We start from the raw sequence: 14,828 nt of genomic DNA, 5'->3' as shown, positions 1-14,828 counted from the left end.
TTAAAGTGTAGTAAACCTGGCATTTTACAACTTACAACTTTTATCAATTCTGCTCTGCTATGTCCTACGATACTCCTCGCATTGCCAAAGTCCATCGCAAAACTGGTGAAACCGATGTCACCGTGTCGCTCAATCTTGATGGCACGGGCAAAGGCAATATCAATACTGGTATTCCCTTTCTCGATCATATGCTGCATCAAATTTGCTCCCACGGCTTGATCGATCTTGATGTCCAAGCTACAGGCGACTTACATATTGATGACCATCACACCAATGAGGATGTGGGGATTGTATTAGGACAAGCGCTCGGACAAGCACTAGGCGATCGCAAGGGCATTAATCGCTTTGGACATTTTGTGGCTCCCCTTGATGAGTCTCTGGTGCAGGTTGCCCTTGATTTTTCGGGTCGTCCCTATCTCGTCTATGGCTTAGTGATTCCCAATCAACGTGTGGGGACTTACGACACCGAGCTAGTGAAAGAATTTTTTCAAGCCGTAGTCAATCATGCTCAAATGACCTTACATATTCGCCTTTTAGAAAGCGGCAACTCCCACCACATCATCGAAGCTGCTTTTAAAGCTTTTGCCCGTGCGATGAAAGTGGCGATCGAAGTCGATCCACGTCGCGCCAGTGTGATTCCTAGCTCTAAAGGCGTTTTATAAGTCTACTTTTAAGGGGCAACTCGTGAGTTGCCCCTTGTATTTAAGATTTGAATTAAGTTTGATCTTTTGATAACTGCAAAGTAACTATAAATGTAATTGCTCAACCTATAGCAAACAAGGATTTGACGGGGTTCAAAGCGATGAGAATGGACTCAAAAGCAGAAAAGCCTTGTCTTCTTCCAGTATTGACAATGGAACGAACAGCCGCAAATAAATCACGCCCCCAATCAGAGCGAAACCCATTCGTAACTTTTCTAAAAATGACGCTCCAACGCAAAGATTGTTCGCTAGAGTTATTAGTCGGTGGAATGGTGGGGTCATCCAAAAACAGGAATAAGTTTTCTCGTAACTCCAGATATCGCTTCTGTAATCTCAGTCCATCTTCTTGAGTCGGTAACAGAGCCAGAATACTGTCAAGGTCTCGATACAATTGACATCGATATTGATAACTACTGGAGTTTAGACTAAGTTGATTAAGACAAGAAAAAAAGAGCAGGAAAAAGAAACCCAGAAAATGGAGAACTGAGCAAATCCAAGAGAATGCAAAGGAGAATATTCAGGACTAGGAATTAGGGTTGTCTTTGTTGTCCTTTTTTGGACGAGAAGCCCGTTTTTTGATGATGGGAAACCGAAGATGAAGAGAACGCTTACGTCCAGATTTCCAACCAAGAGACTTACCGCGAGGTTTCGGAGCACAAGCAGGAGAGCCAATCCTGACTAAAAGTGACGCAAAGCCCTGAGCAACCCGACCAAAGGTGAGATTAGTTTGAGGTTTCTGCCAAGGTAAAGGAGTATCAATAACCAGTTGACGTGCTAGCCACAATTGCCAAGAGAGCAATTGCCTCAGGTCACTCCATCTCAAAGCTTGCTGAGGAGTCAACAAAAGGGGCAGAGTCCAATGTAATCTTTGTTTAGCAAAACGGTTCCAATGGTCGATAGCAAAACGGCGTAAGTACAAACGCCAAAGTTGAGACAAAGTCGGCATCTGTTCACCCACCCAAGCTAACCACAAACTAGAGCAATGGGGATGGGTGACTCGAATAACGTGGAAATGTCGTTGGGCTGCTTTTTTAAAGTGTAAATTAGACCATTGTTGGATTAGCACCTGTCCGACCGTTTCATCCTCTAGGGTAAAAGTTGATTGGGCTTCTCCCCAACTATCAGCATTAGCAAGTTGGAATTTATCACCATGCTTGCGGGGACGACCACAGCCACTATATGCCTCAGGAGATTTGTACAAGCATCGATTCGGGCGTAGACGCAGTAGTAAGTCTGCTGGGATATCCTCAGTCAAATTTATAAATGCGGCACTGCCATATTCGCTGTCATAGGTGGCGATCGGTCTTACCGACAAATCGCGACATACTTGCCTCAGTTGGAAAGCACCTCTTTGGGCTGCTGTCTCAAAACTACTGATTCGCTCGTGACATAAAGGGATTGCCCAACTCCCTGACATGAGCATTGATGTAAGAATCATTAGTCACAGTAATCAACTCATGAGTAACAGCATTAAGTGCACCGAGGACATTAAAACGCTGCCTTCCAGCCCCAGATTTGACAAACAAGCGTTCAAAACACCACAAAAAGCCTAAATAAGCACCGAGGACAAAATGTGCCGCATCGACAAAGAAAACGGCTCTTTGTCCAGATTTAGCTTTCTCTAAGCGTGGTTCTAGTTTTTTTGAGAAATTCCTCTTGTGCTGCTGGGTCAACCTTAGCAGGTATTAGACCCACTCGGCGACAACTCATTCCCATCGATTTCAGGAAATGACGCACCTGTTCTCGACTTCGGACAATCCCTAACTTGGATTACCTGACTCAATTGCCTCTATGGGCTGGTTTACAAACTATTGCCTTAGTTCAGAGTGAACGCAGAATCAATGGGAAAGTCTCCACTGAAAATCGCTACTACATTTCTAGCTTGCCTTCCAATGCAACCGTTATTGCAGAGGCTGTTCGTACTCATTGGTCGATTGAAAATTCATTGCATTGGGTTTTAGATGTCTCTTTTCACGAAGATGCTTCCCGTATTCGCAAAGATAATTCTCCTGAAAATATGGCGATGCTGCGTCACTTTGCTCTTAATCTCTTAAGTTGCGATAAGTCTTCTAAGTCCAGTATGGGGTATGTGGATTTCTCCGAATGAAGGTGCGAAATTCTGGTTGTCAGTACTCACCGAAATTCATAACCGTGGGGTCAAAGATATTTTGATTGCCTGTGTCGATGGCTTGACTGGTTTCCCTAATGCCATTGAGACTGTGTTTCCTAAAACTCAGGTGCAGTTATGCATTGTCCACATGGTCAGAAACTCGGTCGCTTTTGTACCTTGGCAACAGCGTAAGCAAGTTTGTGCTGACCTCAAGGCTATTTATAGCTCTGCAACGGAGTCGGAGGCGGAGTTTAACCTTGAGTTGTTTGCTGAAAAGTGGGACAAGCAATATCCATCAATCTCCAAGTCTTGGCGTAGTCATTGGGCGAACATTATCCCCTTCTTTACTTTCCCCCCTGAGATTCGTAGGGCGATTTATACCACCAAGGCACTTGAATCGATGAATAGTAGCTTGCGGAAGGTGATTAAATCTCAACAGATTTTTCCGACCGATGAAGCGGCTTTCAAGCTGGTTTATCTTGCCATGCGGAATATTTCCAAGAAATGGACGATGCCGATTCGCGATTGGAAGCCTGCACTTAATCGCTTTGCCATCCTCTTTGAGGATCGTCTCCATATCTAGCTTCTAGACTTTACACATTTTACTTGACAGTCTCCCTCACCGACAAACTCTCGGTCTGCACTCAAAAAGTCGATTTTGCGGTCTCCAAATATTTCCAGAAATCGATTACACAATTCACAGCGCTCACGGGTGTTTGAGTTACCTTTTTTGTCCAGCATCATCCATACCAACGGGAATGCAATACCGTAATGCACTATTCCCAATGTCAGCACATTAAACACGGTTTTACCGAATTCCCAATCGGTGCGGTCGATAGAAATTACCCAAGGTTCGGGGATTTGCATGACTTTGACTACCATGAGTGCGATGTTTTCATAGTCCACTTCAAAGTCTCGAAAAAATCTCTGTAACCTCTTATAGTGTGATTCGACTTTGGCATAACCACTAAATCCTGTGGCAATTTCAGCTAGGTTTACTGTCTTTACTCGCATTAGCGCGATCAAGAACATGCACACAAAGGCTAGTCTTGCTCTATTCCATTGCAGATGTTGCTGCAACTTTTCTCGGAATAGGTTAATCTCTGGCTAGTCTTGCTCTATTCCATTGCAGATGTTGCTGCAACTTTTCTCGGAATAGGTTAACTGAGAACTTGCACCATTCTGGAAAGGGGTTGCAAAGAGAGTAAAGATGTGAAAAAAAGGGCGTAGTAGTAAATTAAATAACGATTATGGAAAGCATCGTTAAGCACGCCCAAGGTTTAGTGTATAGCCTAATTTGTCTGATGCCAAGTGTGTATCAAAAAGCAAGTCTGAATGCAATATTAGGGCTATTTCTGGAAGCGCAAGGGCATCCCTATCCAGAACATACACAGGTAAAATCAGCGAGTGCATTAAGCCGATTTCTCAATCACTATAACTGGTCAACAAGAGGACTAATTCGAGCAACAAGGCTGTCAATTTTGGGGCAAATCGCCAAGCATCGCCCATCGAAGAGAGTGCCATTAAAGATACTGATAGACCTGACCACCTTAGAAAAAAGCGGCAAGTTTTTACATTTGAGCAATCCCACCCCAAACGAACCAGACCCATGGGTGAGAATCCTCAACGGAAAGCGAGGACTACATCTGGTTGTACTGTATCTGGTCTATGGAGAGTGGCGCGTACCATGGAGTTTTAGAGTATGGCGCGGCAAAGGATACTCCAGTCCCTCTGACTTAGCTTGTAAGTTATTGGGGACAGTACCCAAGCAACTAACCCAAGGCAAGACTGTGATTGTCCTTGCTGATACTGAGTTTAGTACGGTGAAGTTTTTCAATGCTGTCCGCGCCAAGTCTTGGCGCATCGTTGTCGGTGTCCGCAACAATCGTAAACTTCAAGATGGACGTACCGTCAAACAACTTTATCCCCATGGCAAACGTGGACAACTAATTTTACTGGAAGGGCTAAGTACGCCTTTGACGATCTCTTGGTTCTGGCTCAAAAGAGCCGATAGTAAACGGGAGTTACGCTTTGTGGTCTCTTCTCATCCTTATTCTGGCGCTTATCTGGTGATGTTAGGTCGTAAGCGTTGGGCGATTGAGGGATTCTTCAAAACCATCAAACATCGCTTTGGTTTGCATTGTTTTGGGCAATCTACAAAACTTGGCGTTTATCGTTGGCTTATCCTCTCTCTGCTTTCTTATCTTTTGGCTCATTGGATTGATCAATGGTCGTTTCCTCCCATCTTGGACTGGAAAGCTACCTGTGATTTAACCCTTTCTGTTTTATTCCCTTCTGTCCTTTGGTTGAAACTTCTCAGGTATCTTCAAATTAGTGCCGATATTGCTGCTCGTCATGGCTTTGAAATTATTCTCAAACCCATTCCCACTTGACTCTTTCACGAATGCTGCAAGATCTCAGTTAATCTCTTTCATAGGGGTTTTATTTACGATGTGGTTATCTTTTATAAAACCCCTCCCTGCCTACTTTTGCAACGTTAAAAGCTTATGAAGCTTTACAAGTTAAAGAGCTATGGTGCTACAGCGATCGCCAATTATTGATTTACATTTTGCAAGGTGATCGCTACATCGCCACTGCAATGAGTCCCATCTTCCCAAATCTAAAAATTACCGAAGCAATTCCCCAGTTTGTCGCGATCGCTCTTCACCAAGGTCGAAATGTCGCCATGAGAGCTTGTCGGCAATGGTTACAAGATGTGGTTTAAGAAAACCATACTCAATCTAATAGCCACGCAAATAAGTCTTTGTCTGTAAGTTGTAAGCCATTAGCAAAATCTGGAACGGGAAGAATTGCCTCTGGTTCTTCAAAAACTTCGATTTCTTGTTTTTGCTGATAGACAAATACCGTTTTTTCATCTGGATCGATTAGCCAACCCATTTGTGTGCCGTGCTTTAGGCAATGCAGAATATTTTTGGTTACTTTGGTTTGACTTTGATCGGGTGAGAGGATTTCTATTGTCCAATCGGGTGCGATCGCAAAAGTATTAGAGACCTCACCATTAGCTTCACGGGGAATTCTCTCCCATTTGAAAACAGTAATATCGGGCACTGTTGAACGACCACCAAAGGTACAACGCAATTCAGGATAAGCACGACCAATCCGATGCGGTTTCAAGATCCGATTAATCTCTGGGACAAGTTCGCCTTGCAATGTACTTTTCATGTTTAAGTACCCTAGTTTCTCTAAGAGATGGTTTGCTATGCGAACCGTCTCTTATTTTTCTGTTTTTGCTGAAGCGATCGCCTCAATTAGAGCTTTAGTTTCGGCTGCTCCTTCCGACTTTTTGAATTGCCAAGGATAGGGGATTTTGCCACTTAGCAACATCCGAATACCGACGGGAAAAATACCCAGCAATGCTTTTAAATCTTTGAAATCGTCACTGACTAGTCGTACCGCAAATTTACTTTCATCGATCCAACCATCTTCTTTGACTAAATCGAGCAGAGTATGACGATGACGCTGTGGCATAGATTCTGGCAAATCACGATTAGCGAGAATCTCATGCTTGATTTGGGAAATCCGATCTAGGGGTTGCACTTCTACTGGACAAACTTCATTGCAGTTATAGCAGCGCGTGCAGTCCCAAACAAAGCCCGACTCATTATATTTTTCGACCCGTTCGACCGTGCGATCATCACGATTATCTGCCATGACGCGATATGCCTTAGCTAGGGCATGGGGACCAACAAAGCGATCGCTGACTGCTGCGGAGTTACATTCGGAATAGCAGGAACCGCAGAGAATGCAGTTGGCGGCGACTTGGAGTTTGGTGCGTTGAGCAGGGGTTTGCAGATATTCCGTTTTGCTAATTTGCCGTGATGCAGTGGAGACATAGGGATCGACTTTGTGGAGGTTATCCCAAAACTTTGTCATATCCACGATTAAGTCCTTAATCACAGGCAGATTTTGCATTGGTTCGATTACCAATTCCGTATCATGCTCTCCCATCACTTCACTAATATGTTTCTGACAAGCTAAGCCCGATCGCCCATTAATTCGCATTGCACAGGAACCACAGATCGCATTGCGACAGTTGCGCCGAAACCCAACGGAGCCATCCTGTTCACTTTGAATCCTAATCAATACATCTAATACTGTAGTGCGATCGGGATCGGCTTCAATTTCAAAGGTTTGATAGGTGGGTTCGCTAGTACGAGATGTTTGGCGGCGAAGCTTGACAGTAATATTCATGGTTAGCTATTCATTATCAGGGAACATTCACGATTTGGCTTTTTGCATCAAGTTTAGCTCAAACTTAATGCTTAATGGATGTGCAAAGCTAAAGCTAACCTAAGCAGCGTAGAGACTCCAACATTCCCTTTGCCTTGTTCAAGGTTTCTTGATATTCCTTCTCAGGATCGGAATCAGCAACTACGCCAGCACCCGCCTGTACGCTTGCCTTGCCATCCTTGACCACCATCGTGCGAATGGTAATGGCAGTATTTAACTGTCCCTCAAAATCATAATAGCCATAGGCTCCTGCATAAGTGCCTCGGCGATCTCCTTCTAAGTTATGGATAATGTCCATCGCCCGAATCTTGGGTGCACCGCTAACCGTACCCGCAGGGAAACAGGCTTGCAGTAAGTCCCAAGCATTTTTTTCGGGACGAATTTCTCCGACGACATTGCTGACGATATGCATGACATGGGAATAAAGCTCAATGGACATTAGCTCATCGACTTTGACCGTGCCACTTTTGCAAACGCGACCTAAATCATTTCTGCCTAGGTCTACGAGCATGACATGCTCAGCAACTTCCTTAGGATCGGCAAGTAAATCCTTGGCAAGTTCTGCATCCTCTAAAGAGTTTGCACCTCTAGGTCTTGTGCCTGCGATCGGGCGGAGCACAGTCTTGGAGACCCCATTAATTACTTCTGCCTTGACCATGATTTCAGGGCTAGATCCAATGAGCTGCCAATCCTTAAAGTTAAAGAATGCCATGTAGGGCGAAGGATTAACTACGCGCAAGGAGCGATACAGACTGAATGGCTCACCTTTAAATTCCGTTGTCAAACGTTGCGAGAGAACAACTTGGAAGATATCGCCAGCCTTGATATGCTCTTTACCTAGTTCAACACCCTTACAGAATTTTTCACGGGTGACATTGCTCGTAAAGTTTACAGGCGGCTGCAAGCGAGGATTTGTCCATTTGATCGCGGTCTTCTGTCGATCTAGGGGCGATCGCAATTTATCCACCAATATCGTCAAGCGATCGCTAGCGGATTTATAGGCAGCTTCAGGATCATTGCCATTACTCAAGTCGGCATAGGCGATCGCCCAGATCTTGCGCTTGACCTGATCGAATACCAACAGACTATCCACCTGCATCCACACACCATCAGGGGTATCTCCTTCCTGACAGGGAAACACAGGTACTTTCGGTTCGATCCAATTAATTAATTCATAGCCCCAATAGCCAAATAGTCCCCCCAGACTCGGTGGCAACTGTGGCAAATGCACAGGCTGAATCGGTGCAAGGCATTCACTCAAATGCTGAAAGGGATTGCCAATAAATTCTTTGACATTGCCATCACGAAATGTCTGCGTCGTGCGATCGCCCCTTGCTTCCAATACCCAGAGGGGATCGCAACCTAATAAACTGTAACGACCAATTCTCTCGCCACCTTCGACTGACTCTAACAAAAAGCTATAGGGTTGACCTTGACAAACGCGATACCAAGCCGACACAGGGGTATCCAGATCCGCTACCAGTTCCATATATACAGGTACAAAGTTGCCCTGCTCAGCAAGCTTAATAAAGTCAGAATACTCAGGGAAAATCATGCGATCAGGATTGCTAAATAATTTGGTTCAACTAATTAAGATCTTATCGTGGTTTTTCACACTGCTTAACAAAAAGCTACAGAAAAGGATGGGCGGCGCGAAGCGCCGCACCTCCTACTTGGCACTAGGTAAAATTTTGCTCAATTCTATGCTCGTATCAGTAAATGCTGGTAAAGCGATCGCTTGATGGGCAAGAACATATTTCCTTTGAGCATAGTTACCTTTACCTTGAGCATCACGGTAAGGTTCGCTATAAGCCTCTAAACGATTATCTACTAGGTTAAATAGCCAGTAGTTCTCAATCCCCGCTTCGGCATAAAGTGCACCTTTTATATCGCGATCATAATTAAGAGAAGAATCAGCAATTTCAATGACTAACAAAATATCATCGGCTGTGGGATGTCCTGTGAGATAGTTATCTTCGCGATCGCGCACAATCGTAAAATCTGGCTCAGGCTCACTATCAGGAAGCAAAAAAATTGGATCTTGACATCTCAATATTGCCCGCCCCCTAACCAAGACTGACAGTTCTGCAATTAAATTACTACAGCAAACTGTGTGCTTAGTACCTTTAGCTGACATTGATACGATTTCTCCTTTAATTAATTCGGTGCGTGGGAATTCAAACTCGCTTTGCAACATTCCCAACTCACTGAGGCGATGATATTCCGCGATCGTAAACCTTTTAGTTTGAACTAGCATTGATATGCCTCACTTAAGTCATTGTCATTAGCTGATACTTGCTATAGCAATCTTGATTTTATCATGGGCATTAATTGGCTATGGAATGAAATTCAGTGTAAAGTGCCACATCTCAGCATAATTCAAGGGGTGATCGCTATATACTGAGATTAAAATCAGTTGTTCTTATAGAGTTTAGAAAATGGATATCCATGCGCTAAGAGAAGATTATAAAAAGGGGGAACTAAGACGCAAAGATCTATATGATGATCCCTTTAAGCAGTTTGAGAAATGGTTTCAGCAGGCATGTAATGCTGAATTGCTAGAACCTAATGCCATGACGCTATCAACTGTTAATGCTGATGGTCAACCGTTTATGCGGACAGTATTACTGAAATATTTTGATGAGAAGGGATTAGTATTTTTTACTAACTATGAAAGTCGCAAGGCAAAACAGATTGAGAATAATCACAAGGTTTCAATTCTGTTTACTTGGCTACCGCTACAGCGTCAAGTCCATATCACAGGAACCGCTGAGAAGGTCAGCACTGCCGAATCTTTGCAATACTTTAGCTCTCGTCCTCGCGGTAGCCAGCTAGGAGCATGGACTTCTCAACAAAGCTCTATTATTTCTTCTCGACAACTTCTACTCATGCAATTTGAACAGATTAAGCAGAAATTTATGGATGGAGAAATTCCCTTGCCTGATTTCTGGGGAGGATATCGCGTAGTTCCGACTAGCTTTGAATTTTGGCAAGGATGCACTAACCGCTTGCATGATCGCTTCTTATATACATTGCAAGAAGATCAATCATGGCAAATTCATAGACTAGCTCCTTAAACTTACGATATTTCTATGTAGAGGCTAATTGTTATGGAATATAGCATGATCCTATTGATTGGAATTGCTAGCTTTGGATATGCTCCATTAAAGCTATTACATCCATTAGCGATCGTTCAAGGTTCGCATGTTAAGGTCAATACACCTGATGTACCTCAACAGTTTGACAAACTTCTCAAGCGAGATCTCACCAACTATTTTCAGGACACCTATAAAGAAACTGTAACTGTTGAATATGAACTACTGCGAGCTAAGCCAACTCAAGTTGGTGTTGCTTTGCCTAAATATTACATCTGGGTGAAAATATATAGACAAATATCTAGACAAAAAGCATTAATTGGCGAAGGCGCAGTTAAAGTTGCAGCCGTAGAAAAAACTCACTTTACGGTATTGAACTACTTATCGATCGCTGAGTTAAAAAAATCTCCAGAGAGAATCAATCAAGTATTTCCATTACCTGTAGGCGATAAGATTCGATTGCGACTCAAATAGAGATTGCCCCATAAAGCATTGCGCCAATTAGCCCCACTTCAGGATTCAGCACGATGTGAATAGGAATATCTTCCAAAACTGGGCTGACTCTGCCTTTACTTTTTAAAATTCGCAAAAATGTTCCATCCTGTAATAGTGGCAATATTTTTGGGGCAATGCCTCCTGCAATATATAAGCCGCCATTGGGAATTAACTTTAAAGCTAAATTCCCAATCTCGGCAGCATAGGCTTCCACAAACATTTGCATTGTCTGTGTAGCGAGATGATCACCATTAGTTTCACTATTGATTCCACAATTTGCTAAAGCTGCCTTAGCGATCGCGGCGGCGGCTCCCGACTCCACATCTCCCGATTCCCATTGACGCACCTTTTCGGCAATCTCTGAAGATTCAGGTGCAGCTTGGTTATCGCGCAAAAATTGATAAATTGTCACAATCCCCATGCCTGAGACTACCCGCTCCACGGATACGCGATCATGACGCTGTTGCAAATATTTTAACAACTCAATTTCTAACTCATTCCTCGGCGCAAAATCAGTATGTCCACCCTCTGTGGCATAGACCTCATAGCGATCGCCATTCCATCCTAAATATGCCTCACCTAAGCCTGTCCCCGCACCAATCACTCCAATCGGCGCTCGTTCTAACACATTCCCATCTTGTAAAGTATGCAAATCATGGGGTTGCAATCCTAAAACCCCATAACCAACCGCCACAAAATCATTAATCAAGCTGATCTTGGGAATATTAAATTCCTCAGCAAGGCGATCGCTATCAAACGACCAGCCTAAATTAGTTAATTTAGATCGGCGATCGCGCACTGGTCCCGCAATCCCAAAACAAGCCGCCGCCAAATTTGGCAGATCACCTAAATTCTGCTTTGACTGAGCAAGAAATTCACGTAAAACATCGGAGAAACTGGCATAGTTAGCGCTAGCAAAGCGTTGTTCGTACAATGATCGCCATTCTGCTCCACTCTTCTCAGCAAGACGCAAAAGTGTCTTAGTGCCGCCGATATCACCAGCTAAAATTATTGTCATGTCTGTGTCCTTAGAAGAAGTACAAGAAAAGAACCTTGAAACTAAATTGGGTAAAGATTGAGACTGTCAAATCTTTACCCATTATTTATTTGCTATCTGCTCCAAATTTTTCGATTGCATATTTTGCAGCTGTTACTACCTGCGGATGGGGATCTTTCACTAGGTAATTCAAAGCTGACAAACTCTTATCACACTTGAGATGTCCTAACGCCTCGGCTAAACGTTGTCTGGTTAGCCAATCATCGGACTGCGCAAACCTTAAGATCTTATCTATACAACGCAAATCGCCTACTTCACCTAGAGCTGCGATCGCCGCTTGATGCAGCATCGTTTCTTTGCTTTCCAATGCTTGCATTAAAGCATCATAAGCGCGTATGTCACCCAAATTACCAAGGGAGACTGCTGCGCTAAATCGTACCAACCATTCTGTATCTTCGTAAAAAGCCCTTAATAGAGGTTCTACTGCGCGATTGTCCTGTAAATAGCCCAAGGCTCCCGCCGCGTCAGCACGAATCCCATAATCATTTTCCGTCTCTAGTATTTTTGACAATACTGGAAAACAATCTTCCGTATGTTTTAATCCCAACGCAAATACAGCCATTGAGCGAATCTGCAAATTATCATCATCAATCACTTTCAGAATCAAAGGTACTGCTTCTTCAGGCGATAAATCTCGCAGAGATACCAAAGCACGGAGGCGATCGCGAGAATTTTCACTCTCTAACTGTTGAGCAATATTGCGTAAATTTAGATTCTGATCGTTAGAAAACATAAAAGCAAAAACTTAAAAATATAAGTATTAATAGAGAAATTAAAGATAGCGAAATGCCCCGATTGGATGACCCAAACATGGGAGCCATGTATGCTAGTATACAAATGTGATTCTATCTATGTAGCTAACTTATCAGTATCCGTCGCTATAAAAGAGTAGTTTAAACAAATCTACTCCCATAGATTGACTGACGTGCCAATAGCATATCGGTCATCCACTGTTCCTACGGAATACATATGTTAGACATACATAAACTAAAAATTTACTCTCGTGAGGAGTGGAATATGAAAAAAGTATCTTTGAATTTGGTTGGTAGTATCGGCTTGCTAGGCGTTATTGGTGCAGTAGCCGCAAGTCCAGCTTTTGCAGAAACCACTGGTGTTTCGCAAATTAGCCAAGCAATGAGCAGCGATCCAGTTGCTCAAAACGTAACTTCAGTATCCCAACTCAGTGATGTTAAGCCTACTGATTGGGCTTTCACTGCATTGCAATCATTGGTAGAGCGCTACGGTTGTATCGCTGGCTATCCTGATCGCACTTTCCGTGGTAAGCAAGCAACCAGCCGCTATGAGTTTGCTGCTGGTTTGAATGCCTGCTTAGACAAAATCAACGAAATTATTTCCGCAGGTCTCGCTGACAAGGTTAGCAAAGAAGATCTCGCAACTCTACAAAAGCTCCAAGAAGAGTTTGCGGCTGAGCTAGCAACCCTTCGCGGTCGTGTCGATGCTCTTGATGCCAAAGTTACCAAGCTTGAAGCACAACAGTTCTCCACCACTACCAAGCTTACTGGCGAAGCTATTTTCTCCGTACAAGGTGCTAGCGGTAACAATACAGTTGGATTCCCCACAAGTACAAACGTATTTGTGTCTAGCCGTGTTCGTTTAGACCTCAACACTAGCTTCACAGGTAGCGATCTGTTGAAAACCAGACTAGAAGTTGGCAATGGAACAACTAATATCCCTGGGACTTTTAATGCTGCTTCAACTACTGGAACTACTGGAGTCAGCAGCAATGTTGGTTTCCAAACCTATGGTCAAGACTACACAGGTTTGACTGGTGGTACAACCTTTACATTAGCTAAACTACGTTACGACTTCAATGTTGCTGATGCTCGTGTATCGATTGGTCCCGTAATGCACGCCTATGACCACATCGACACCAACAGCTTTGCCAACAATGAAGCCTATGACTTTGCTTCTACCTTCTTCATTAACAATCCTTTGATGGTCTTGATTAATGGTCAAACTGGTGGAGCAGGTGCGGCCTTCGATTGGAATATTGCTAAGAGTGCTTTCACTCTTCGTGGTCTTTACTTAGCAGGTAATGCTAGTAGCCCTACTGCTGCTGCTGGTGTTAATCGCGGTCTATTCGGTGATGCTTACCAAGCAACGGCTGAATTGGAATTTGCACCTAAGAATGCTGATGGCGATAAGCCCTTTGCCATTAAACTTCAGTACACCAATGGTGCAGTAAACAATACTGGTGTTAATGCTGGTGGTGTTAACGTTGAGTGGAAATTTGCCAAGAATATCGCTGTCTTTGGTCGTTATGGCTTTGGCACACTTGACAACCGTGGTGTTCTTGCTAATGTAGCTCCTTTTACAAGTCTACTTGGAGCTAATGCTGCAGCAACTAACTTGAGTCCTCAAACTTGGATGGCAGGTTTCGCTTTCCCTGATTTGTTCAAGGAAGGTGCTTTGGCTGCGATCGCTGTAGGTCAGCCTTTCATCGAAAACCAAATTGGCAACGCTACACAAACCAACTTGGAATTGTTCTACAACTTCCCTGTAACCAACAACATCCGTATTACTCCTGATGTTCAGTTTATTTTCAATCCTAACAACACATCTGGTAGCACCATTTTCGTTGGTACTTTGAGAACCGTATTCTCGTTCTAATATACAAAAGGGATGCTTTGCGTCCCTTTTGTATAACAGGGGTGGTGCAAAGCACCACCCCTGTTTTTATTTAATACCAATTAATTTTTTTGCCATCGGGAAATAAGTTGCCCATACTTTAGGATCGGGACGGCTTGCCCATTCACTACGCGAAACAATCAATTGCAAGATAATTGCCGCTTGATCTTGATATGGGTTTTGGGCAGTGATTTTGACCGATACGTCCGAGACAAGGACTTCGCGATCAAAGGTGCGTTGGGCAGCCGATCGCGCTAGTATTTCAGCTTTACGAGTCATCACCGCAAAACCCTCATCTTGATTGACCAGCATCCGAATATCGACCTCACGACGTTCCGCAACAGCACTACTGGCGATCGCCATAGTTGATAAAGACGCGATCGCCGAAAGCATTAAGTAGTTAGTAAATCTACGCAACCGCCCTGCAAGGGGAAAAATCGGAGAAACATGCGAGTTGTTTTTCATAGTTA

At 43.7% G+C, this 14,828-nt stretch carries 15 protein-coding genes and 4 pseudogenes; 8 read left to right on the top strand and 11 right to left on the bottom strand.

What is annotated here, in order from left to right:
- The first annotated feature begins 59 nt into the window (after positions 1–59).
- Entirely contained in the window at positions 60–662 is a 603-nt protein-coding gene (hisB, locus tag NMG48_RS01235; RefSeq protein ID WP_271253654.1) for an imidazoleglycerol-phosphate dehydratase HisB, read from the top strand.
- A 100-nt stretch (positions 663–762) separates the two neighbouring features.
- On the opposite strand, the gene NMG48_RS01230 is transcribed toward hisB, so the two are convergent.
- The 3 genes and pseudogenes from NMG48_RS01230 to NMG48_RS01220 all read right to left on the bottom strand — a co-directional run.
- The gene (locus tag NMG48_RS01230; protein ID WP_271253653.1) at positions 763–1,092 is read right to left on the bottom strand and encodes an IS66 family transposase; all 330 of its coding nucleotides are present in this window, start codon (positions 1,090–1,092) and stop codon (positions 763–765) included.
- 132 nt (positions 1,093–1,224) lie between these two features.
- A pseudogene (locus NMG48_RS01225) lies at positions 1,225–2,118 on the bottom strand (NF041680 family putative transposase); the annotation flags it as partial.
- A 1-nt stretch (position 2,119) separates the two neighbouring features.
- Positions 2,120–2,462 (bottom strand): annotated as a pseudogene (locus NMG48_RS01220) (IS630 family transposase); the annotation flags it as partial.
- A 4-nt stretch (positions 2,463–2,466) separates the two neighbouring features.
- Here NMG48_RS01220 and NMG48_RS01215 point away from each other — a divergent pair.
- Together NMG48_RS01215 and NMG48_RS01210 are read left to right on the top strand one after the other, a co-directional pair.
- Complete coding sequence (locus NMG48_RS01215; protein WP_271253651.1) at positions 2,467–2,808, top strand: ISAs1 family transposase; 342 nt, start codon at positions 2,467–2,469, stop codon at positions 2,806–2,808.
- Positions 2,780–3,394: pseudogene (locus NMG48_RS01210) on the top strand (IS256 family transposase); the annotation flags it as partial. The gene NMG48_RS01215 and the pseudogene NMG48_RS01210, both read left to right, overlap by 29 nt.
- A gap of 35 nt (positions 3,395–3,429) precedes the next feature.
- Here the strand turns inward: NMG48_RS01210 and NMG48_RS01205 are convergent.
- Positions 3,430–3,912 (bottom strand): annotated as a pseudogene (locus tag NMG48_RS01205) (IS4 family transposase); the annotation flags it as partial.
- Between the two features lie 149 nt (positions 3,913–4,061).
- Between NMG48_RS01205 and NMG48_RS01200 the strand changes: the two are divergent.
- Together NMG48_RS01200 and NMG48_RS01195 are read left to right on the top strand one after the other, a co-directional pair.
- A complete protein-coding gene (locus NMG48_RS01200; protein ID WP_271252192.1) occupies positions 4,062–5,204 on the top strand; it encodes a transposase in 1,143 nt (380 codons plus the stop codon).
- A 164-nt stretch (positions 5,205–5,368) separates the two neighbouring features.
- Positions 5,369–5,536 (top strand): hypothetical protein, encoded by a 168-nt coding sequence (locus NMG48_RS01195; protein WP_271253649.1) that lies wholly within the window; start codon positions 5,369–5,371, stop codon positions 5,534–5,536.
- Positions 5,537–5,547: 11 nt separating this feature from the next.
- Here NMG48_RS01195 and NMG48_RS01190 read toward each other — a convergent pair whose 3' ends face one another.
- The 4 genes from NMG48_RS01190 to NMG48_RS01175 all read right to left on the bottom strand — a co-directional run bounded on the left by NMG48_RS01190 (position 5,548) and on the right by NMG48_RS01175 (position 9,319).
- The gene (locus NMG48_RS01190) at positions 5,548–5,994 is read right to left on the bottom strand and encodes a Uma2 family endonuclease (RefSeq protein WP_271253648.1); all 447 of its coding nucleotides are present in this window, start codon (positions 5,992–5,994) and stop codon (positions 5,548–5,550) included.
- Positions 5,995–6,045: 51 nt separating this feature from the next.
- A complete protein-coding gene (locus NMG48_RS01185) occupies positions 6,046–7,023 on the bottom strand; it encodes a succinate dehydrogenase/fumarate reductase iron-sulfur subunit (RefSeq protein ID WP_271253647.1) in 978 nt (325 codons plus the stop codon).
- Positions 7,024–7,117: 94 nt separating this feature from the next.
- A complete protein-coding gene (gene trpE, locus NMG48_RS01180; protein ID WP_271253646.1) occupies positions 7,118–8,617 on the bottom strand; it encodes an anthranilate synthase component I in 1,500 nt (499 codons plus the stop codon).
- 114 nt (positions 8,618–8,731) lie between these two features.
- The gene (locus tag NMG48_RS01175) at positions 8,732–9,319 is read right to left on the bottom strand and encodes a Uma2 family endonuclease (RefSeq protein WP_271253645.1); all 588 of its coding nucleotides are present in this window, start codon (positions 9,317–9,319) and stop codon (positions 8,732–8,734) included.
- A 181-nt stretch (positions 9,320–9,500) separates the two neighbouring features.
- Between NMG48_RS01175 and pdxH the strand changes: the two genes are divergently transcribed.
- Both pdxH and NMG48_RS01165 read left to right on the top strand, forming a co-directional pair.
- Positions 9,501–10,139 carry a pyridoxamine 5'-phosphate oxidase gene (gene pdxH, locus NMG48_RS01170; protein WP_271253644.1) on the top strand — a complete coding sequence of 213 codons (639 nt, stop codon included), beginning with the start codon at positions 9,501–9,503 and terminating at the stop codon, positions 10,137–10,139.
- 33 nt (positions 10,140–10,172) lie between these two features.
- Complete coding sequence (locus NMG48_RS01165; protein ID WP_271253643.1) at positions 10,173–10,631, top strand: hypothetical protein; 459 nt, start codon at positions 10,173–10,175, stop codon at positions 10,629–10,631.
- Here NMG48_RS01165 and NMG48_RS01160 read toward each other — a convergent pair.
- Both NMG48_RS01160 and NMG48_RS01155 read right to left on the bottom strand, forming a co-directional pair.
- A complete protein-coding gene (locus NMG48_RS01160) occupies positions 10,624–11,670 on the bottom strand; it encodes a glucokinase (protein WP_271253642.1) in 1,047 nt (348 codons plus the stop codon). The two genes, NMG48_RS01165 and NMG48_RS01160, sit on opposite strands and share 8 nt — an antisense overlap.
- A gap of 85 nt (positions 11,671–11,755) precedes the next feature.
- On the bottom strand, positions 11,756–12,442 hold the full coding sequence (locus NMG48_RS01155) for a HEAT repeat domain-containing protein (protein WP_271253641.1): 687 nt from the start codon (positions 12,440–12,442) through the stop codon (positions 11,756–11,758).
- Between the two features lie 284 nt (positions 12,443–12,726).
- Between NMG48_RS01155 and NMG48_RS01150 the strand changes: the two genes are divergently transcribed.
- Entirely contained in the window at positions 12,727–14,340 is a 1,614-nt protein-coding gene (locus NMG48_RS01150; protein WP_271253640.1) for an iron uptake porin, read from the top strand.
- A 66-nt stretch (positions 14,341–14,406) separates the two neighbouring features.
- Here NMG48_RS01150 and NMG48_RS01145 read toward each other — a convergent pair whose 3' ends face one another.
- Positions 14,407–14,823 carry a hypothetical protein gene (locus NMG48_RS01145; protein ID WP_271253639.1) on the bottom strand — a complete coding sequence of 139 codons (417 nt, stop codon included), beginning with the start codon at positions 14,821–14,823 and terminating at the stop codon, positions 14,407–14,409.
- Positions 14,824–14,828: the final 5 nt, after the last annotated feature.

The organism is Pseudanabaena sp. Chao 1811 (assembly GCF_027942295.1).
GTDB lineage: Bacteria > Cyanobacteriota > Cyanobacteriia > Pseudanabaenales > Pseudanabaenaceae > Pseudanabaena.
Note: the sequence above shows the minus strand (reverse complement) of the source record. Positions and strands in the feature narration are given on the sequence as shown.